The sequence below is a fragment of the Microbispora sp. CA-135349 genome (genome assembly GCF_050947365.1).
In the GTDB taxonomy this organism is placed as follows: domain Bacteria; phylum Actinomycetota; class Actinomycetes; order Streptosporangiales; family Streptosporangiaceae; genus Microbispora.
Genome location: NZ_CP192001.1, coordinates 3449039 through 3470009, shown reverse-complemented (window position 1 = coordinate 3470009; position 20971 = coordinate 3449039). Strand labels below are relative to the sequence as shown.

Below are 20971 nucleotides of genomic sequence, written 5' to 3'. Positions count from 1 at the left end.
AGGAAGAATTCGACGCCTTCCGTAGCCGACCCCATGACCCCAGTGAAAGCACCTCCGACTATCGTCCGGCTTCAAGTCGGCCCGGAGAACTCGCAGTTGACCATCCGGCCTCTGCGCCGGTTCGGATCAGCCGGTCCGCCACCGGTGCACCTGATCTGGCCCGCACCGGGCACCGAGGCGGCAGAGCCGGCTTCAACGGGGGATCGCGGCACCGAGAACGGGACGCTCAATGTGCGCGGGTGTGACCACGACGCCGGAGATTCGGCCGGCGAGCGCCAGAACGGCCTGGATGGCGTTGTCGATCCAGTCGTCGGAGGCCGGGTCGATGCCGAGCTCGCGAAGATGCCGGTTGAGCCGGTCGGGTGCGGTGCCCCACCAGGTTCCGGGCCAGCAGGGATCGAAACCGGTGACAAGCTCACCATCGAGGGCGTAGGCGAAGTCGTGCCTGGCGGCGTAAACGTGTCGCATCACCGCGACGGCCTCACCGCCATCGCGGGACAGCTCACCGATGACCTCGCGTTGCACGCCGCGCCAGCCGCACTCCTCGATCACGATGGTCCAGTCCCCCACCCGCCGTACCACGACGATCTCGGTACGGCGGTGCCGACGCGTTTGAACCCCGCCTGGTGGGTTCCGCAGGCGGGTTCACCGTCTCTGGGTTAGATGCAATGCCGTTCAGAAACTTCCTTCGGCCTTGGGTCACGAACGCGTCCTCATCAGAGATAGACGGGCGGACACCCTCGAACTTCACTATGTAGATTATTCCCATGATCTTCGTCGAAGCAGACAGCTTGCTATATGGCGAAAGACGTCGTTTGAACACGGCCGCCTGAAGCACTCTCGTTCATCGCGAACTGCCTGGTCAGCTCCGGTATTGAGAGGCACCGGTCGGGAGCGATCGGCACTGTTCATTCGGCTCCCTCACTCCCCAGAGCGCAGTCGCTACTATGTAGGTCAAGGGCATGATTTTCATGCCGAGCAGTACCGGGAGATGACGCCGACTGACGGCGAGGTGGCGCTGGCCGACCACTCCGACCCTGCTACCTGGATCGGCGGCGGCGTCGTCGCCCTCTAGCGGAGCCGGGCCGTGTGCACCTACGTGCAGATGGAGACCACAGGCGTACAGCGGACAGCGCCGATGCGCGGCTGGAGGTCCTGATCTCTCTGCCCGCCATCGACCCAGGTGAGATCAGCAGCCCACTCCTCCAGGTCAAGCCCAGCCGTGCGGGCAGGACAACCAGCCACGAGGAAGGTCACCGGCAAGCAGGTACACGCGAGCAGGGCTTGACGTATCAATGTGGGCTGGCCCGGCACGTCCCCTGCGTGCCGGGCCAATCGTCGAACCCTCCAGCGCAGGATGTCCTAGCGGCGGTTCCACCGCTGGTTGGCTTGCCCGTTGCAGTACCACAGGGCGATCAGGGTGCCGTTGGCAGTGCCCATGCTTGTGGCGTCAAGGCACAGCCCGGACTGGACACCCTTGATGGTGCCGTCGGACCCCAACGTCCACTGTTGGTTGGCCTGCCCGTTGCAGTCCCAGATCTGTACGGCCGTTCCGGCCGCCGTCCCCTGCCCCGCCGCATCCAGGCACTTGTTGCCGTACACACGCAGCTCCCTGGAGCCCGTCAACGTCCACTGCTGGTTCGCCTGCCCTGTGCAGTCCCACAATTCCACCTGGGTACCCGCGTTCTGACTGGCGCCGTACACATCCAAGCATCGACCCGACTGCGCACCCACCAGGGCGAACGTCCCGGTGGGGCTGGTGGAGCCGCTGAGCGCGGCGGTGACGGCAGGGTACCAGCGGCTCTCAAGCTTCTGGATCCCGGATGTGTCGTTGGGATGCACTCCGTCGACGGTGTCTGTGGCGGTGTTGAAGCCCGACCACTGGTCCACGACTGTGATCGGCGACTGAGCGGTGCTGTTCGCCTGCGCCCATCCGGGGATGGCGTTGTTCAAATTGATCGCGCCTTGCGCACAGTCGGTGCAGCCGCTTGGAGTCATCGGCGGGATTTTGGCGATGATGAGCTTGGTGTTGGGGTTGCTGGCGCGCATCTGGCCCAGCAGCTTGGAGTAGGCAGTTGTGATCGTGGACGCGGGGAAGTGGCTCCACACGTCGTTGGTCCCGAGCATCATCAACACGATGTCGGGATGAGTCGCCGACAGCCATCCGGGCAGGTTGTTGTTGTTGGCGATCCCGGTAGCCGAGTAGCCACCGTGCCCTTCATTGTCGACGTCGAAAGAACCCGAGCAGTACGGGTTGTGTAACGTGCCGACGAAGTCGATGTTGGTGTAGCCGGTCTGCTGCAAGTGCTGCCACAAAAGGGCGCGCCAGCATCCGTTGGAGCCGGTGATGGAGTCGCCGAGCAACATGATTCGGGTCGGCGCGAGGGCCATGGCGGGACTGCTGACGAGTTGCGAGCCCGCCGCGACCAGTATGGCCAGCATAAGGAGCACAAGCCGGCGCAATGGGCGGTGGAGTGATGGTGTGCGCATGGTTCTCCCTGACGGCATGGACGTTGAACGTGCGGTGAGGGGGTGGTCAGGCCGGGCGACGCCAGAAGCGCCGGCCCGCTCCCGGATTACTTTGACTTGGGGACCTCGTCGCGGGTGACCACGTGGCCAGCCTCCGGCGGTTATGAACACGAATTGTTACGTTAAAACCGTCGTTCTGCCTAGTGGATCTGTTGTTCCAGAGCTGGTCCGATCAGCGCGGTCCGATGAGACATGGAGGTCACGGCCGGACCGGGTGTCCAGACTGAGCAGTGAAACGGATGAAACGTACATCACCTTCAAGCGTCAAAAGCTGTGTATGAGACCGGGTGAACGTGCTCCCTATCGGGTGATCAGGGCGTGCCGGTGGCCTCGGCGTCGGCTGACAGCCGATCGATCCCATCGGGCTGCGACAGGGCGGGCGGCGCGGCCAGGAGATGGTGCTCTATGTGCGGGTACGACGGTGTCGGCGCGGCGATGACGATTGCGCCGCGAGGACCTTTGCCGAGCAGGTGCCAGGGCTGACGGTCCGCTATCGCCACTACAGGGTTCGGCCTCGTGATCGGTGACGACGTGCAGCAGCACGGGCCGATCGTGCTCGGCGAGCAGCTCTTCGATGCCCGCGATGAACTCCAGGAAGAGGGGTTCGCACCCGGCAGGCGCGGCGGCCTTACGAGCACCAGGCCAACAGGGCTGCCCGCGCTCACGGTGCCGCTGTCGTCAGCTCGTTGGCGCTGCACAACACGCCGGGAGCGGCGAGGGCGGACGGGTCGTCCAGCACAGCTGAGGTCCGCACGAAGAATGTGTGTGATTGCCCGGCCGGCAGTGAAACCAGCATCTCGTCCACCACCGCGTCGGCGGCGACCTTGTCGGCCAGCAGTGCGATATCGCGGGTGAAGGAGACGGCCTGTACCCCGACCCGATAGCCGCCGGGCGTCCTCTCGACCGTCGTGGTCAGCGATGCAGGCTCGTACGCCAGGTCTCGGTCCTCCCCGAACAGGTGACAGACGCGGACGGCGCCGACGGCCATCACCAGCACCTCTCGCTTGGCGTCGGCCGGTTCGAGCAGGTCTTCGGGCAGTTCGACGGACGCCACCGACCGAGGCGGCACGGCGAGGGCCAGATGGGCGGTGGCCAGCACGTTCCCGGCGAACGTCTGCCGGATGGCGAGCACCGTCCCCGTCCAGGTCTCGTCGTGGTCATTGACGGCGATCAGAACGGTCCGGCCGTCCCTCGGCTGCACGGTGAGCAGCCGGGGTGCGAAAGCGTGCTTCAGGGCGTAATAGAGGGGCTTGGGTCGTCCGTCGCCGTCCACGGCCGCCCAGGATGTGACCGGCCAGCAGTCGTTGAGCTGCCACACCAGAGCCCCGGCGGTCCGCGGCCACCAGGAGCGGAAATGTTCGATGCCGAACGCGACGGCGCGGGCCTGGTTGAGCTGTGCCGCCCAGTGCCAGTCCTCGAAGGAGGCAGGGACGGGAAGGTGCGGCTCCATTCCCCGATCGATCTTGACGCCGCCATTGTCGGCCTTCTGATGAAGCAGGAACCCCGGGGAGGTCGGCGTCATCGGCTCGTCGTGGATCCATCTGGTCAGGGTGCGCCAAGCGGGCGGTCCCTGGAAGCCGAACTCGGCGCAGAAGCGAGGGATCTGGTCGCGGTAATGCGAGTAGTCGACCTCGTTCCAGACGGCCCATTCGTGCCGGGTGCCGTGGTCCTCGTCATTCGGCGGCAGGCCGACGGGGCTGTAAGGACTACCGGGCGAGTAGGGTCTGGTGGGGTCGAGCTCGGCCACGATTCTCGGCAGCAGTTCGGTGTAGTAGCCGAGCCCCCAGGTGCGCCCCTGCAGCGTGTCCCGCCAGCCGGGCCAGTCCGTGAAGGCGACCAGGTTCTCGTTGTTGCCGTTCCACAGTGCCAGTGAGGGATGGGAGACCAGGCGGGTGACGTTCTCGCGCGCCTCGGCCTCGACCTCGCTCCGCAGCGGCTCCTCCTCGGAGTAGAAGGCGCAGGCGAAGGGGAAGTCCTGCCACACGAGCACGCCCCGCTCGTCGCAGACGTCGTAGAAGTCGTCGCTCTCATAGATGCCGCCACCCCAGACGCGCAGCATGTTCATGTTCGCCGCGACGGCCTGATCGACCCTGCGGGTAATCCGCTCACGGTCGACCCGAGTGAGGAAGTGATCGTCGGGAATCCAGTTGGCGCCTTTGGCGAAGACAGGCCTGCCGTTCACGACGAAGGTGAAAGGGCTGCCGATGTCGTCGGGGCCAGTGTCAAGAGTGATCGTGCGGAAGCCGACGCGGCGCCGCGCAACGTCCACCGGCCGGTCTTCCTGGAGGAGCGTGACCGTCAGGTCATACAACGCCTGGTCACCGTAGCCGACCGGCCACCACAACCGCGCCTGCGGTACCAGCACGGTGACTGTGGCCGCGCCACCGGATACGGGCACCCGCTGGGAGCGGTCTCCCACGTTGACCGTGATGCTGTAGTCGCCGGCGCAGGCATAGTCGAGTTCCACATGTACCTCGACGCGGCCGGTGCCGTCCGGATCCATGGTCACCAGCGGGCGTACGCGGGAGAGCCGGGCGGTGCGCCAGCGCTCCAGCCGTACCGGCTTCCAGATGCCGGCGGTCTGCAGGTCGGGGCCCCAGTCCCAGCCGAATGAGCAGGCCATCTTTCGGATGGCGTTGTACGGATGTGGGTACGCGCGCTTGCGCGAACCCAGTTTCTCCTCCACCTGCTCGGCATGGTTCAGGGCGGAGTGGATCGTCACCTCGAGTTCGTTTGCGCCGTCCCGCAGGGTCTCGCCCACGTCGAAGCGATATCCGCGATGCATGTTGGCGGTGCGGCCGAGAAGCCTGCCGTTGAGGCGTACCGTCGCGACCGTGTCGATGCCGTCGAATACCAGGTCCACCCGTTCCCCGGACCGCGCGGCCGGTGCCTGGAAGGTCGTCGCGTACCTCCAGTCGGCGCGGTGCATCCATATCAGCTCGGCTTCGTTCCGGTCCAGGTACGGGTCCGGGATGAGGCCTGCCGCCATGAGGTCGAGGTGCGAGCTGCCTGGCACCCGCGCCGGGATGTCGCGGCCGGCAACGGCATCCGGGATGGCCTCCCCGGCTGCCCGCAGGTGCCACTCTTCGTGCAACAACTCGCGGATCATTCGCGTCCTCTTCTCTCAGATGCCCGGAACAGCGATCTGGGGTATTTCTTAGGTAACTTACTGAAGTTAGTCAAGTATCGCTTTGGGAGCGCATGCTGCCGGCGGCATCCGGGAGAAGGCGCGCTCAGGACGCGCGGTGAGTTCGCTGGCCGACATCATCGACCTCGAAGTGCGTGTACTGACCGGGCCGACTTCGCCGTCGCGGGCTCGGCCCACCTCCCGGTCGTCCAACAGGAGCTCCGGCGGACGGCCTTCTCTCTCGCCGCACACACCGGCCAGCGCCCCCGGCTCGCGGCCGGCGGATCAGCGCCGAGATCGCAGGCCCGGCGGGAGCCGGTGGCGATGACCAGGCCGACGCGGCTGATCGTGCCTGCGGCCCTGATGGCGTCCTACCTGAAACTTTCACAACCCATTGACTTACTTAAGTCATCGAATTAAGAATGCTCACCACCGTTCGAGAGGACCCGTCTGCTATGTCCGTGAAGACATCCTGCGCGTTCACTCGCGCAGCTGCTGGACTCGCCGCATTCCTAATCGTCACCGGATGCTCCTCGTCAGGAGGTTCGCCGGGACAGGCCGCCGGAGCGACGTCCGGGGCCGGCGGCTCGGCGGCCTCCTCCGAGCCTCTGGTCGTGTACACCGGCGGGTCAGGTGATATCCAGCCCATCTTCAACCCCTACCTCCCAGGGGCCCTCGGCGGCGGAGGCACGTTCTTCGAGTCGTTGTTCTTCTACAACATCGTCCGCAGCGAGGCGCCCAGGCCCCGGCTTGGCGAGAGCTTCTCCTGGAACGACGACGGCACGGAGTTGTCGATCACGCTGCGCAGCGGCGTCAAGTGGTCCGACGGCCAGCCGTTCACCGCCAAGGATGTCGTGTTCACGCTGAGAATGATCGCGGAGCACAAGGCCCTGAACGGCACGGGCTACCGGGGCAAGGCGACCGCCACCGACGACACCCACGTGGTGATCAAGTTCGACGAGCCGTCCTTCCTGGACGGCCCGCAGATACTCGGCAGGATCTGGATCGTGCCCGAGCACAAGTGGAAGGACATCCCCGACCCCACCAAGGAGCAGCTACGAGAGCCCGTCGGCACCGGACCCTATCTGGTGGATGAGCTCAAGCCCCAGGCGTTAACGCTGAAGGCGAACCCCGGCTACTGGGGCGGCGAACCTGCCGTGAAGAAGATCCGTTTCCCCTCGCTGTCGGGCAACCAGTCCGGCGCCACCGCCCTCAAGGCGGGCCAGATCGATTGGCAGACCGGACCGGTGCCGGACATCGCGAACGTGGAACAGAGCTACCCCGGGTACAAGTTGATCATCACCCCGATCAACCAGATGGTGCTGGACACCTGCGCCAATGCCGACCTGGGGTGTAAGGGCCCGCAGACCGACCCCGCCGTCCGCCAGGCGATCTACTATGCCGTCAACCGGACCCAGTTGAACGCGCTGGCCTTCGAGAACACCAGCACCGAGATCTCGCCGAGCATGGCCCTGCTGCAGCGGGACCAGGCGGTCATCTCCGGCCGGCTGCAGAACAAGGTCGCGCCGATGCAGCCGGACGCGGCGAAGGCGCAGCAGATCCTCGAGAGCGCGGGCTACACGAAGGGCGCCGACGGGATCTACGCCAAGGACGGCAAGCCCGTGAAGCTGACGCTCAAGACGGTCGCCGGATGGACCGACTACATCACCGCGGCCGACACACTGAGTCAGCAACTGGCGAAGGCCGGCATCAAGGTCACCGCACAACAGCTGTCGTACAACGAATGGGCCGGCGCGCGAGGGCGCGGCGACTTCCAGCTGATGCTCGACTCGTTGGGCCAGGGCCCGGCCGCCGACCCGTTCTACGTCTACAGCTACTCCTACAGCACCGACAGTACCGACAAGGTCGGCGAGACATCCGGGACGAATTTCAGCCGCTTCTCCGATCCTGACGTGGACAAGGCCATCGCCGAACTCAAGAAGATCAACGTGTCGGACACCGCGGCGCGGCAGCCGTACTTCGACACGATCCAGACCCGCATCGAGCAGTCGATGCCCTATATCCCATTGCTCACCCAGGGGACGATCAACATCTACAACGCCAGGAAGTTCACCGGCTGGCCGACAAAGGAGGACCTGTACGCCTTCCCGGCGGCCTGGCAGGCCCCGGACGCCTCGGAGACCTATCTGCGGCTCAGGCCCACGGGCAAGTGAGCCGATGCGGTACTACCTCCGCAAGTTCGGTTTCTACCTGGCCGCCTTGTGGGCGGCGGTCACACTGAACTTCTTCATCCCCCGGATGATGCCGGGCGACCCCGTGAGCATCCTGATGGCGAAGCTGCAACAGCGGGGCGGCTCGGTGAACCCCGAGGCTCGCAGAGCCTACGAACTGCTGCTCGGCACCGACACGGGCGAGCCGTTGGCCAAGCAGTATCTGTCCTATCTCGGCAACATGCTGCACGGCGACTTCGGAATCTCGGTCAGTGCCTACCCGGTGCCCGTCTCGGAGGTCATCGCGACCTCCCTGCCCTGGACGGTCGTGCTGGTGGGCATCGCGACGGTGCTGTCGGTCCTGGTCGGCGTCGGGCTGGGAACGGTGGTGGGATGGCGGCGGGGCACCTGGCTCGACTCGCTGGTGCCCGCGACCACGGTGCTGGCGGCGGTGCCCTACTTCTGGCTGGCGCTCGTCCTCGTCGCCGTTTTCGGGTCCGCGCTGGGCTGGTTCCCGCTCATCGGCGGCTACGACGTCGACTTCACCCCCGGGTGGAACCTCGACTTCCTCGGCTCGGCCGTCCACCACGGCATCCTGCCCGCGCTGACGATCGTGATCTCTTCGGTGGGCGGCTGGCTGCTGGGAATGCGCAACATGATGGTGTCCACGTTGTCCGAGGACTATGTGCTCACCGCCACCGCGAAGGGGCTGCCGAACAGGCGCGTGATGATCTGGTACGCCGCCCGCAACGCGGCACTGCCGTCGATTGCCGGGTTCGCCATCTCCCTCGGATTCGTGGTGGCCGGCTCCATCGTCACCGAACAGGTGTTCTCCTACCCCGGCATCGGCTCCAAGCTGCTGGAGGCCGTGCAGAACAACGACTACGCGCTCATGCAGGGCATCTTCCTGGTCACGACCGTGGCGGTGCTCGGAGCCAACCTTGTGGTCGACCTGCTCTACAGCGTCATCGACCCCCGAACCCGCGCGGGAGCGAACGCATGACCGATCTCGGTCCGAATTCCCCGGCGCCCCGGCGCGCCGTGCTGCCCCGGTTGTCGCCCAAGCTGGTCACCGGGCTCGCTCTGATCGCCGCGATCACCTTGTTCGGCGTCGCCGGCCCGCTCTTCGCCGGCGATCCGGACGCGATCAACGACATCGGACTGACTTCGCCCGGCGAAGGCCACGTCCTCGGCACCACGCAGATGGGCCAGGACGTGCTGGCCCAGATCGCGTACGCGACCAGGGGATCGCTCTACATCGGCGTGCTCGTCGGCGTGCTGGCCACGGTCCTGTCGGCGCTGTTCGGCATCGTGGGCAGCTATGTCGGCGGCGCGGTGGACGAGGCGTTCTCGCTGTTCTCCAACGTGATGCTGGTGATCCCCGGTCTCCCGCTGGTCATCGTCATCTCCGCGTTCGTACCACCCGAGCAGCGGGGGGCGTGGACCATCGCGGTGGTGCTCGCGATCACCGGCTGGGCCGGGTCGGCCCGGGTGCTTCGCGCGCAGACGCTGACGCTGCGCAACCGGGAGTACGTCCTGGCCGCCCGCGTGGCAGGGGAGCCGGCATGGCGGATCATCACCGTCGAGGTCCTGCCGAACCTCCTGCCGCTGCTGGCCTCCCAGTTCGTGTTCTCGGTGATCGCGGCGATCCTGTCGGAGGCGGGCCTGTCGTTCCTCGGGCTTGGCGCCTCGAATTCCTCCACCCTCGGCACGATGCTCTACTACGCCCAGAACGGCTTCGCGCTGCAACGCGGCGCGTGGTGGTGGTTCGCGCCGCCGGGCCTGATCATCGCACTGTTCGGATGCGGCCTCGCACTGGTCAACTTCAGCATCGACGAGATCATCAACCCCAAGCTGCGCGCCGTACCGCGCCGGATCCCGCACCGGCGGCGCGACCCGGCGCCGGTGGAGCGGCCCTCGCACGACACCGTGGTGAGCGTGCGGAACCTTTCGGTGGCCTACGGGAACACGGTGCGGGCGGTCAAGGACGTGTCGCTGGACGTACGGCGGGGCGAGATTCTGGGCCTGGCGGGCGAGTCGGGCAGCGGGAAGACGACGCTCGCGTACGCGATCAACCGCCTGCACCGGCCGCCGGCGGAAGTCACCGCCGGATCGGTCACCTTTCACAACCGAGACGGCGGGGACGTGGACGTGCTCGCCCTGCCGCCCGGCGAGCTGCGGGCCTTCCGGTGGTCCCAGCTGTCGGTGGTGTTCCAGGGAGCGATGAACTCGCTGAACCCTGTCATGACGATCCGGGCGCAACTGGAGGACGTACTCACCACGCACCGCCCCCAACTGCCGCGGAGCGATCGCCGGGCGCGCTGTGCCAAGGCGCTGGAGCTGGTAGGCGTGGACCCGGCACGGCTGCGCTCCTACCCGCACGAGCTGTCCGGAGGCATGCGACAGCGCGTCATGATCGCGATGGCCATGCTGCTCGACCCCCAGGTCATGATCATGGACGAGCCGACCAGCGCCCTGGACGTGGTGGTGCAACGGGGCATCCTCCGCGAGATCCTGCGTCTGCGCGACGAGCTGGGGTTCGGGATCGTGCTCATCACCCACGACCTGCCCCTCCTACTTGAGGTGAGCGACCGCATCGCCGTGATGCGGGGCGGGGAGATCGTCGAGTGCGCCGCGACCGAGGAAATCCTCGCCGGACCCCGCCATCCCTACACCCGGCGCCTGCTCGAATCGTTTCCCAGCCTCACGGGTGAGCACGGCGCGTTCGTCCGCACCGGTGAGGCCACCGGAGGTACACGGTGACGACGCTCGACGTGAAGGATCTCGTCAAGGACTTCCGCATCCGAGATGGCCTGCGCGGACGGCGGCTGCGGGCCGTGGACCACGTCTCGTTCACGCTCACACCCGGCCGTACGGTCGCCCTGGTCGGCGAGTCGGGTTCGGGCAAGTCCACGATCGCCAGGATCATCGCCCGGCTGGAACGGCCCACCGCCGGACAGGTCGTCCTGAAGGACGAGCACGGCGGCCGGGTGCCCGACCGAGCGTATCGCGACCACGTGCAGATGGTTTTTCAAGATCCGTTCTCCTCACTGAACCCCTTCCACACTGTCGAGCACCATCTGACCCGCCCGCTGCTGCTGCACAGGCAGGCCCGTACCGGTGCCGATGCCCGGAAGAAAGCCGCCGACCTGCTGGAACGGGTCAACCTGCCCGCGCGCGACATCGCCCACCGCCGCCCACACGAGCTGTCCGGCGGCCAGCGGCAGCGAGTCGCCATCGCTCGCGCGCTCGCGCCGGGGGCGAAGGTGATCGTGGCCGACGAGCCCGTGTCCATGCTGGACGTCTCCATCCGGCTGGGCGTGCTGAACCTGCTGGCGCGCCTGCAACGCGAGGAGAACCTGGCCGTCCTCTACATCACACACGACCTGGCCACCGCACGGCACTTCTCCGACGACATCCTCGTGCTCTACCGGGGCCGGGTTGTGGAGCGCGGCCCGGCGGACGAGGTCATCCTCGACCCGCGGCACCCCTACACCCAGCTCCTCGCCGCCGCCTCGCCCAATCCGGAGGCGCGTGGCCGTTCTTTCGACATCGATGCGGCGGCTGTCGTGGCCGCCGGCGAGGCCCCCGCCTACGACCATCGGATCCAGTCGTGAGGCGGCAGATCTCCGGATCCACAAGGTAGAAAGAGGAGATCCATGAAACATCGCGTCGCGTTAGTGACGGCGGCCGTCGGCCTCGTGGCCGCGGGCGCCGCGCTCGTGAATGCACCGGCCTCAGCCGCCGCCAGCGGCTGCTCAGTGAAATACAAGGTCACAGGTGAGTGGTCGGGCGGCTTCCAGGGTGACGCCTCGATCACCAATCTGGGCGACCCGCTGACCAGTTGGACGCTGGAGTTCGATTTCCCCAATGCCGGTCAGGGTGTGAACAATGGCTGGAGCGCCGACTGGTCGCAGTCCGGCGCCCACGTCACCGCCAAGAGCTTGAGCTGGAACGCCAAGGTGGCCACCGGCGCCTCGGTGTCGATCGGCTTCATCGGCAAGTGGAGCGGGAGCAACCCGGTTCCCACCGCGTTCAAGGTCAATGGTGTCGCCTGCATCGGCCAGTCCCCCAGCCCCAGCCCCAGCTCAAGTCCCAGCGCAAGTCCCAGCTCGAGCCCCAGCGCAAGTCCCAGCTCGAGCCCCAGCGCAAGTCCCAGCTCGAGCCCCAGCGCGAGTCCGAGCCCTGATCCCGGTGGCCCCGCGCCGCAACTGCACGTCTCCGGCAACAAGATCGTCACTGCGGACGGCAAGCCGTACCGGCTGCTGGGCGTCTCCCGTTCCAGCGGCGAGTTCGCCTGCGTCCAGGGCAAGGGGATGTGGGACTCCGGCCCGGTGGACCAGGCGTCGGTCGACGCGATGAAGAGCTGGAACATCCACGCCGTCCGCATCCCGCTCAACGAGGAGTGCTGGCTCGGCCTCAACGGCTCGCCCAGCGGCACCGCCTACCAGCAGGAGGTCAAGAAGTACGCGGACCTGCTGGTCGCCAACGGCATCACGCCGATCCTCGACCTGCACTGGACCTCGGGCGCCTACAGCAACGGACCGGACTGGCACTGCAAGGACGCCACCGCGACGTGCCAGAAGCCGATGCCGGACGCGCAGTACGCTCCCCAGTTCTGGACCGGCGTCGCGAAGACCTTCAAGGGCGACAACGCGGTGGTCTTCGATCTGTTCAACGAGCCGTACCCGGAGGTCGGCAGCGACTGGAACAAGACCTTGGGCTGGCAGTGCCTGCGAGACGGCGGCACCTGCACCGGCATTCCCTATGAGGTGGCCGGCATGCAGGACCTCGTCGACGCGGTCCGGGCGACCGGCGCGACCAACGTCCTCATGGTGGGCGGCCTGGAGTGGGCCAACGACATGCGGGAGTGGCTGGCGTACAAGCCGAACGACCCGCTGAACAACATCGCCGCATCCTGGCACTCCTACAGCTTCAACGCCTGCGCCACGGCGTCCTGCTGGGACAGCCAGATCGCTCCGCTCGCCGCCAAGGTCCCCGTGGTGACCGGCGAGTTCGGCGCGGACAACTGCGGCTACGACTACATGGACCAGCTCACGAAGTGGGCCGACAAGAACGGCGTGTCGTACCTCGCCTGGACCTGGAGCCCGTGGGGCTGCAGCACGGGCGCCGTGCTCATCAAGGACTACGCCGGCACCCCCGAGCCCGGCATCGGCGAGGGCTACAGGGCGCACCTGCTCACCCAGAACCCGTACGCATGATCACCTGTCCTGACCGCAGGTGACAGTGCCGGGCCCAGCCACCGGACCGCGGTGGCTGGGCCCGTAACGGCTCGCCAAGGAGCGTCACATGACCAACCCTCGTATGCACGCCTTCAGGAGCCGCCTGGGCGGCCTGGCCTACGGAGGCGACTACAACCCGGAGCAGTGGGACCGTGCCACCTGGCGAGAGGACGTCCGGCTCATGCGTGAAGCCGGGGTGAACCTGGTCTCACTTGGGATCTTTGCCTGGGTTTCGATCGAACCGGAGCCCGGAAAGTACGAGTTCGACTGGCTCGACGAAGTCATGGACCTCCTGCACGAGGGCGGCGTCAGCGTCAACCTGGCCACCCCCACCGCCGCGCCGCCCGCCTGGCTCACCCAACTGCACCCGGACGTGTTCCCCATCATGGAGGACGGCCGGCCTCTCGGTCTGGGCAGTCGCCAGCACTTCGACCACTCCTCCCCTGTCTACCGCGAGTACGCCGCGAACATCGTCACCCGGCTCGCCGAGCGCTACTCCTTCCACCCGGCGCTGGCGATGTGGCACATCAACAACGAGTACGGCCCCACCTCGTACAGCGATGCCGCCGCCGACGGCTTCCGCCGCTGGCTCCAGCGCAGGTACGGCGACCTCGACACCCTCAACGACGCCTGGACCACCCGCTTCTGGGGCCAGGTCTACACCGACTGGGAGCAGATCGAGGTGTCCAACGTCATGGGCGTCTGGATGAACCCCGCCCGCCGCCTCGACTTCCGGCGCTTCACCTCCGACTCCCTGCTCGAGTGCTACCTCGCCGAGCGTCACATTCTCCGCTCCTTCCGCGACGACATCCCCGTCATGACCAACCTGATGCCCCTTTACCCGCACGCCGACTACTGGAAGTGGGCACCTGAGCAGGACGTCGCCACCCTCGACATCTACCCCGACCCCGGCGACCCCGGTTCGCACATATCGGCCGCCTTCCACTACGACATGTTCCGCTCGCTCAAAGACGGCCAGCCGTGGATGGTCATGGAGCAGGCCGCGAGCGCCGTCAATTGGAGAGACCTCAACCTGGTCAAGGAGCCTGGGCGGATGCGGCTCGGCTCGCTGCAGGCACTGGCCCGCGGATCCGACTCGGTGATGTTCTTCCAATGGCGGGCCGCCCGCGGCGGGCAGGAGCGGTTCCACTCCGCGATGGTTCCCCACTCCGGGCCGGACTCGCGGACCTTCCGGGAGGTCGCCGACCTCGGACGCGAGCTGAAACTCCTCTCCCCCGTGGCGGGCACCACCATGCGGCGCGCCGACGTCGCGATGCTGTTCGACTGGGACGGCCGGTGGGGGCTGGAGGACACCGGACGGCTGCCCCGCAACGACTTCGACTATTGCGATACCGTGCTGCGCCACCACCGGCCGCTGTGGGAGCATCACCACACGGTCGATGTCGTGTCGCCCAAGAGCGACCTGACACGGTACAAGGTCCTGATCGTCCCCAATGCGTACCTGATCGGCGACGAGGGCGTGGCGGCCGTCACCGAGTTCGCCCGTACTGGCGGCACGGTTGTGATGTCCTTCTTCTCAGGTGTCGTCGACGAGTGCGACCGTGTCCGCCCCAACGGCTATCCGGGGGCCTTCCGCCATCTGATCGGAGCGAAGATCGACGAATACTGGCCGGCGCGTCCTGGCGAGCGGTTCACGGTCCAGTTCGCCGACGGGCGCACCGCCACCGCGAGCTGGTGGCGTGAGGACATCCATCTCGAAACCGGCACCGCGCTGGCGACGTACGCTGACGGGCTGCTGGCGGGGCACGCCGCGGTCGTCACGAACGCCCACGGCTCCGGACGGGTCGTCTACCTCGCGACCCTCCTGGAGGACGCCGCCTTCGACGCCGTACTTCTGGACGCTGTCCGGAGCGCCGGCGTGAGGGACCCCTTCCCCGGCGTCCCCGCCCACGTCGAGTGCACGGTACGCGAAGACGAGCGGAACGCGTATCTCTTCCTGCTCAACCACAGTCCCGACATGGCCGTCACCGTTCCCCTGAACCGCCCGGGAACCGACGTTCTCACAGCCGCTCCGGCCGCCGGGGAGATCACGTTGGTCCCCCTCGGCGCCGCGGTCCTTCAAAGGACTCGGTGAACCATTGCTATCCGGTCACGCTCCGAAGGGGTTGTCGATGGGAAGCCGGTGACGCCGGCGCATACAGCACGTCAGGGACTCCATCAGCGCCGCCACTTTCTGTGGCCTGCCTCCACTCAGGAACGCGCGCAGGTGGCGGTCGATGATCCGCCGCCGAGCAAGCCGGAGAGCGACGCCTTCTATGTCAGGCCCGTGCGTCCAGTTGCAGGGAGGCAAGCTCGCTTTGCAGGACGAGTACGGCTCCGCCGATCGCGGCCGCGTCCGATCCGCTGACCGAGGTGACCACCCGCACCGGGTGCGCCCGCCGGGCGAAGGTGCGCCGTTGTACCTCTTCTTCGATCACTGACTGGTATATGGGTCCGGCCGTGGCGAAACTGGGGCCGGCGAGCACGATCAGATCAAGGTCGAACAGGCTGGTCATAGTGACGGCGGCGGTGCCAAGGTGGCGGGCGGAGCGCTCGATGAGGTCGCGTGCCGTCGGGTCTCCAGCGATGGCGGCGGTCGCGATTCGTGCGAAACCGGTCACGACGTCTGTGGCGGCAGGACTGAGCTCCAGTTGCCGGCCGAGGCTTGACTCTTCCATTGCCTGCCTGATCACGGCAGTGGGCTCCGCGTAGTTCCCAAGGCAGCCGTAGTTGCCGCAAGCGCAGGGTTCTCCGTTGATGTCGATGGTGATGTGGCCTATTTCGACTCCGTTGGAGGAGATGCCGCGATACACCTCGCCGTCGACGACCACGCCGCCGCCGAGTCCGCTGGCCATGTAGATGCACCCGAAGGTGTCCTGCTCCACCGCGCCCAGCCAGTGCTCTCCCATCGCCGCGGCCGCCGCGTCGTTGTCAAGCAGTACTGGCTGGCCCAGGATCTCGGACAGGCGCGGCGCGACCGGGTATCCGAACCATTCCGCGGTCGGCTGATGAGTGAGCAGCACGCCCGCTTCCCGGTCTTGGGGCCCGTAGGTCGCCAGCCCCACTCCGAGCACCTTGCCTCGGTCGACTCCGGCCGCGTCGAGCAGGGCGTCCACTCGCGAGGCCACCAGAGAGAGGGCTTGCTCGGGAGGCAGCAACGCCGTACCGGGAAACGAGGTCCTCGCCACCTGCCGACCCGTCAGATCGACGATGACGATGACGCAGATGTTGCGTTCGAACAAGATGCCAACGGCGTACCGCGCATGCGGATTGAGCTGCAGCAGCGTCGGAGGCTTACCACCGGTCGATGCGCCGCGCCCGACCTCGAGGACCAGCCCTAGGTCCATGAGCTCACGGACGACCTGGGTGATGGTCGCCGCCGTGACTCCGGTATTGGCGGCGAGCTCAACCCGGCTGATGGTGCGTGCCTTCCGGATACTGTTGAGCACCATGCCGCGGGTTTTCGGCCTCCCGGCCCCGATGGGGCTGGTTGCCATTAGGCCTCCTTGAAGCCACCGACCGACCACAGGTTGTGATGTTGGTGGGGACGTGTCTCATGTGATTCAGCGATAACCGTTCATTGATCAACCAATGAACTATCCTCCCATCGTCCTGTGCAGTTGTCGTATACGGCTGCGCTGCCGACGGTGGCGACCCGCCCTGGGATCGATGCGAGAGCATGTCAGAGATCGAGCTTCCCCCGTTCTCTGGACACCTGACCTGAGGTCGCCCCCGATGGGTGGCCAGTACCTCGGTGTAGGAGACGAGGGAGAAGGGTCGGTACCGCCGGCGTTGGCGCGCCGCATCAAGAACCCGGGCGACCTGCTCGCCTGCTCGGCAGGGGGCGACAGGCAGTCGAAGGGCACAGCACATGATCACGCTCGCCCGGCGGCCGGTGAGGATCTCCAGCAGCAGCATCCTCATAACCGGCCCGGACCTCGGTGTGGGAAAAGAGCGCCTCCGGCTGCCGCAGGTCGGCCTCGATCACCGTCGTCATCACCGTCCCGGTCAGCAGAGCCGGCCGTGGGCCAAGATGATCGGGTCCTTGTCCACATAGACCACCCGCGCGTCGGGGTCGACCTCCTGCGCGATCTCGTGAAGGTTGCTCTGGGTGGGGATACCCGTGCCGATGTCCAGGAAGTGGGACCTACCCGACTTAGCGAGATGGCGCACAGTCGTAGGAAGGCACGGTCGGCGCGCACACCTCACGCGTGCCGGGCGACCGCCGGAGCAGTTACTCGGGCGCTTCGCGGTCGGTCGCGAAGTTGTCCTTGCCTCCCGGCAGATAGTCATACACCCGGGCCTGGTGCGCCACCGCGGCGTTGATCCGCGTAGCGGGCTGTGCTGGCGCGCACCGTATCCTCCGGCCCGTCTCGATCTGGGTCGCTCCCCTGATCGCGGGACCGTCTTGTCGAGGGCCGCCCGTCCTCGCCCGCTCATGGCGGGCAGTCCCTGGACGAGCGGCCCTCGGTGGTCGGGCAGGTGTGGTCGGCCTCCTTGCGAGATGCCCCCGCATGCCCGTCAGGAGCCTCCTGCGTTGGTGTCTATGGGCTGGTGCAGGTGAGGGCGGCGGTTGAGGGTGTGCCCGCGGCGATGAAGCCGAAGGTGGTGGAGGTGGACGGCTGGAGGGAGCCGTTGTAGGAGACGTTGCTCACCGATACGGCCGAGCCGCTGGTGCTCAGCGTGCCGTTCCACACCTGGCTGATGCTCTGGCCGCTGCTCAGGGTCCACGTGACCGTCCACCCGTTGACGGCCGAGGCGCCCGCCGTCACGGTGACCTCGCCCTGGAAACCACCCGGCCACGAGTTGACCGTACGGTAGCTCGTAAGGCAGGGCCCACCGGGCACCGGCGACGGCGAGCTCGATGGCGACGGGGTGGGCGAGCTCGTCGGCCCGCCGGATGGGACGAGCGGACAGGTGTTGCGGTAGGTCCTGATGCCGGTGGAGTCCTTCAACGACGGGCACAGGAACTGGGTGTAGCGGGTGTCGTCGTCGACGAAGGTCTTCAGCCAGGGGATGAGGATCCGCATCTCGAGCGTGTTCGGCTGGGTCGGGAAGCCGTGACCGGCCCCGCTGAGCTCCAGGTAGGCGCTCTCCGTCGTGGACGGCAGCGTGTTGTACAGGTTGACGACGGAGGACGGGGTGACGGTCCCGTCGTTCTGGCCGGAGATGAGCATCGTCGGCACCCGGTCGTTGGTCAGATTCCCCGACGGCATGAACGGCATCAGCCCGACCGCGGCCTTCAGCGACGGACGCTGGACCGCCGCGCCGAGGGCTCCGCCGCCGCCCATGGAGTGGCCGATCACCGACAGGCGGTTGGCGTCGACCCTGGTGCGCACCGAGCTCTTCTGGGTGAGGTAGTCCAGCGCGGCGAGCAACTGGGTCGCCCGCGCCGTGTCCCAGTCGTTGGGGCTGTTGGTCTCGACACCGATCACGACGAAGCCGAAGGATGCCAGCCAGTGCCCCATCCAGGCTTCTTCGACGGCGAACCGGGCGGTGTAGCCGGGCATGATTCCCACCGCGCCGAACGTTCCCTGGCTTGTGTCCGTCGGGAAGTAGATCGTCCCACCGTTGAAGCCGTTGCCCGGCGGCACGCTGACCTCCGCGGTGGCGAAGGTTCCCCTCGTGGCCGAGACGCTGGCCAGAGTCGGGTCCGGCCCACGCTGGTACGCACTGTCCGCAGCCGACGCCGGGCGAGTCGCGACCCCGGCCGCGAGCATTCCCAGGACGGCCACGACCGCGGCCGCGGCCCGCCACCATAACCGTCCCGAGGAGCCGGGCTCCGGCCGGCCGGTTCCGGAACCCGGCGCCCTGGTGGGCTTGTCGTCGTTTTGTGGCACGGAGGTACCTCCCTAAGGTATCGGCGAAGGAGATGGGTCAGGCTCTCCCTGAGACGACAGCAGTGGCGTGGCTGCGCTCCGGCCCGTCCGCGGCGGAGCCGGTCGCAGAGGTGTCGAGCCTGCCGACCGCGTCCGCGCTACACGGGGGTACCGGTCCCGTGAACACGGCGGACCGGCAGGTCAGTTGCAGGCGATCGAGAGGCTGTCGTTGACGACGTCGGACTGGCCGGCGGTGCCGTGATCCCGAAAGACGCCGATCCCGACGGTGAGGGTCCCGGCGGCACCAGGACCGGCGCCGCCGAGATCCTTTTCATGGTTCCTCCGCTCAGGGGAGGGATGGTCTGGAAGAACCCCCGAACCCTCGGTGCCGTGCCACTGTCAGGCGCCAGCACGACGCCGAGAGCTAGGTGCGGGCTGCGATGCCGCCGCCGGGCGTGATCACCGACTCCGGGTCGCCGGAGCTGGAGCATTTCGGGCAGGTCACATACCCCGGCGCTTGAGGACAGGGACAGCGGATGCCGGGTCGCGCCGGGCGGTCGTCACCTCAGGTTCGGTACTTCGTCGCGGGTTACGACGTAGCCGCTGTTGTAGACCGTCCTGAGGTAGTTGGCGTCCTGGCCGGTGATCCAGTTGCTGTTCCAGGTATTGAACAGCACCCAGCGGGTGCCGGTGGACTGGAGCTGGGCCGGGTCGGGGATGGCGCCGTTCTCGTGCAGGGCGATCGGAATGGTGGTTCCCACGATGTTCCTGGTGGTGTTGAACATCGACGTCAGCGGCCCGCGGTCGTTCACGTAGGTGTCCGCGCCGCCCACGTCGACGTACGCCCTGCCCGGATAGAACGAGGCGTCCGGGGAGCCGTTGTACGGCATGAGCCACACCAGGTTGTGCACGCCCTTGGTCTTGGTGAAGTAGTCGAACTGGAACTTGTACAGGCGCTGGTACTGCGCGCCGCCCTCCTTGCTCCACCAGAACCACGTACCGCCGGCCTCGTGGTACGGCGCCCACAGCACGGCGACGTTCTGGGACTGCAGCTGGAGCAGCGCGCCGGCGGCCTCGTTGAGCTCACCGATGTAGGAGTTGTACTCAGCTGTACCGGGAGTCAGGGTTCTCGTGATGGAGGCCGTGCCGCCGTAGTTGCACCGACTGGTCGCGGGGGCACCCACGTGCCACCGGAACAGCGGGATGCCCCCCGCGTTCCACCAGGCGGCGGCCCGGTTGATGGAGCCCGGGCGGTCGCACATGTCCATCCCGCGGATCGCCGGGACCTTGCCCGTGTTGTTGTAGATGAAGTTGAACTCGTTCTCGCTGCCGTTCGTCTCCTGCTGACCCGAGATGATGTGGTTGCCGTACTGGCTGTACAGGTAGCAGAGCAGGCGGCGGGCCGCAGCGGTGGCCTGGGGGTCGACGGGCGACGCGTTGCAGGTCTGGCCGCCGGTCGGGGTGGGCGAGGGGTTCGGGTTGCCGCCCCCCTGCGTCCATCGCTGGTTGGCCTGGCCGTTGCAGTTCCACAGGTTCACGGCGGTGCCGTTCGCGGTGCCCTGGTTGTAGACGTCGAGGCACAGCCCGGACTGGACTCCGGTGATGCTGCCGTCGGAGTTGAGGCGCCACTTCTGGTTGGCGCCGCCGTTGCAGTCCCAGATCTCCACCTTGGTGCCCGGGGCGGTGCCGCCGGCGTACGCGTCCACGCAGCGAGTGCCGTTGAAAACGCGCAACTCACCCGCGGAGGTGAACTCGAACGCCTGGTTGGCCTGCCCGTTGCAGTCCCAGATCTCCAGGAGGGCGCCGTTGGTGTTGCTGTTGTCGGTGACGTCCAGGCAGCGGTTGGAGCCGACGCCGACCAGCGGCGTCGGCGCCGCCGCGGCTGGAGACGCCAGAGCGGTGAGAGCTGCGGCGACCATCGCTGCCACGAGCGAAACGGTGACGGCCAGGCGTGACGCAGGCCGCCGTCTGGCTAACTCGACAGGGGGGGTGGTCATGAGACTCCTCGGTGAGAGCTGGGCCCGCGGTGATCACGGCATTACCAAAATTGTGACGTTAAAATTCCCGTCGCAACAATCGACT

General features: G+C 67.1%; 14 protein-coding genes. 6 read left to right on the top strand and 8 right to left on the bottom strand.

Going from position 1 to position 20971, the window contains the following annotated elements:
* Positions 1–192: 192 nt before the first annotated feature.
* The 3 genes from ACQPZZ_RS16225 to ACQPZZ_RS16215 all read right to left on the bottom strand — a co-directional run bounded on the left by ACQPZZ_RS16225 (position 193) and on the right by ACQPZZ_RS16215 (position 5638).
* Positions 193–582, bottom strand: a complete 390-nt coding sequence (locus ACQPZZ_RS16225; protein ID WP_432932893.1) for a DUF6461 domain-containing protein — start codon at positions 580–582, stop codon at positions 193–195.
* Positions 583–1362: 780 nt separating this feature from the next.
* Positions 1363–2442 (bottom strand): RICIN domain-containing protein, encoded by a 1080-nt coding sequence (locus ACQPZZ_RS16220; protein ID WP_432932891.1) that lies wholly within the window; start codon positions 2440–2442, stop codon positions 1363–1365.
* Between the two features lie 748 nt (positions 2443–3190).
* Complete coding sequence (locus tag ACQPZZ_RS16215; protein ID WP_432932889.1) at positions 3191–5638, bottom strand: glycoside hydrolase family 2 protein; 2448 nt, start codon at positions 5636–5638, stop codon at positions 3191–3193.
* 632 nt (positions 5639–6270) lie between these two features.
* On the opposite strand from ACQPZZ_RS16215, the gene ACQPZZ_RS16210 reads away from it, so the two are divergent.
* From ACQPZZ_RS16210 to ACQPZZ_RS16185, 6 genes are all read left to right on the top strand, one after another.
* Positions 6271–7830: an ABC transporter substrate-binding protein gene (locus ACQPZZ_RS16210; RefSeq protein ID WP_432932887.1), complete on the top strand. Its 1560-nt coding sequence runs from the start codon at positions 6271–6273 to the stop codon at positions 7828–7830.
* 4 nt (positions 7831–7834) lie between these two features.
* On the top strand, positions 7835–8830 hold the full coding sequence (locus ACQPZZ_RS16205) for an ABC transporter permease (RefSeq protein WP_432932885.1): 996 nt from the start codon (positions 7835–7837) through the stop codon (positions 8828–8830).
* Complete coding sequence (locus ACQPZZ_RS16200; RefSeq protein WP_432932883.1) at positions 8827–10590, top strand: dipeptide/oligopeptide/nickel ABC transporter permease/ATP-binding protein; 1764 nt, start codon at positions 8827–8829, stop codon at positions 10588–10590. Before ACQPZZ_RS16205 ends, ACQPZZ_RS16200 begins: the two co-directional genes overlap by 4 nt.
* The gene (locus tag ACQPZZ_RS16195) at positions 10587–11444 is read left to right on the top strand and encodes an ABC transporter ATP-binding protein (RefSeq protein ID WP_432932881.1); all 858 of its coding nucleotides are present in this window, start codon (positions 10587–10589) and stop codon (positions 11442–11444) included. The genes ACQPZZ_RS16200 and ACQPZZ_RS16195 overlap by 4 nt, the downstream gene beginning before the upstream one ends.
* 42 nt (positions 11445–11486) lie before the next feature.
* Positions 11487–13049, top strand: coding sequence for a cellulase family glycosylhydrolase (locus ACQPZZ_RS16190; protein WP_432932879.1), 1563 nt, complete (start codon positions 11487–11489; stop codon positions 13047–13049).
* 88 nt (positions 13050–13137) lie between these two features.
* Positions 13138–15165, top strand: coding sequence for a beta-galactosidase (locus ACQPZZ_RS16185; protein WP_432932878.1), 2028 nt, complete (start codon positions 13138–13140; stop codon positions 15163–15165).
* A 184-nt stretch (positions 15166–15349) separates the two neighbouring features.
* Here the strand turns inward: ACQPZZ_RS16185 and ACQPZZ_RS16180 are convergent, their stop codons facing one another.
* The 5 genes from ACQPZZ_RS16180 to ACQPZZ_RS16160 form a co-directional block, all read right to left on the bottom strand.
* On the bottom strand, positions 15350–16567 hold the full coding sequence (locus ACQPZZ_RS16180; protein WP_432932876.1) for an ROK family transcriptional regulator: 1218 nt from the start codon (positions 16565–16567) through the stop codon (positions 15350–15352).
* Between the two features lie 511 nt (positions 16568–17078).
* Entirely contained in the window at positions 17079–17363 is a 285-nt protein-coding gene (locus tag ACQPZZ_RS16175) for an SAM-dependent methyltransferase (RefSeq protein ID WP_432932874.1), read from the bottom strand.
* A complete protein-coding gene (locus ACQPZZ_RS16170) occupies positions 17305–17586 on the bottom strand; it encodes an SAM-dependent methyltransferase (protein WP_432932872.1) in 282 nt (93 codons plus the stop codon). Before ACQPZZ_RS16170 ends, ACQPZZ_RS16175 begins: the two co-directional genes overlap by 59 nt.
* A 28-nt stretch (positions 17587–17614) precedes the next feature.
* A complete protein-coding gene (locus tag ACQPZZ_RS16165) occupies positions 17615–18910 on the bottom strand; it encodes a cellulose binding domain-containing protein (protein WP_432932870.1) in 1296 nt (431 codons plus the stop codon).
* A gap of 539 nt (positions 18911–19449) precedes the next feature.
* Positions 19450–20808 (bottom strand): glycosyl hydrolase, encoded by a 1359-nt coding sequence (locus ACQPZZ_RS16160; RefSeq protein ID WP_432934415.1) that lies wholly within the window; start codon positions 20806–20808, stop codon positions 19450–19452.
* Positions 20809–20971 lie beyond the last annotated feature (163 nt).